At 65.3% G+C, this 303-nt stretch carries 1 protein-coding gene; it reads left to right on the top strand.

All coding sequences use genetic code 11. The features are described 5' to 3' along the window. On the top strand, positions 1 to 303 hold a 303-nt coding region (locus tag L692_RS28435; protein ID WP_036723190.1), incomplete at both ends, for an ATP-binding cassette domain-containing protein.

Genomic DNA, 303 nt, shown 5'->3' with positions numbered 1-303 from the left:
GCTTTCGCGCGCAAGACCCGGCTGCCCCGCACCGGGGAGGCTCTGCTGGAGTGCCGGGAGATCGCCTTCCGCTACGAGAAGGAAGGGCCGGATATTTTGAAGAAGCTGGATTTCTCGCTGCACCCGGGGGAGCTTACCGCCATCCTTGGCGGAAACGGAGCGGGCAAGTCCACCCTGCTGCAGCTGATGGCCGGGCTGCTGAAGCCGCAGCGGGGCCGGATGGCGCTGCCCAAAGGCGTAACCGCCGGCTATCTGGCGCAAAATCCGCTGCTCTATTTCAGCCACGACACGGTGTCGGAGGAG

The organism is Paenibacillus forsythiae T98 (assembly GCF_000520735.1).
Lineage (GTDB): Bacteria > Bacillota > Bacilli > Paenibacillales > Paenibacillaceae > Paenibacillus_AQ > Paenibacillus_AQ forsythiae.
The sequence above is the reverse complement of the archived record's forward strand: the minus strand, read 5'-3'. Positions and strand labels throughout refer to the sequence as shown.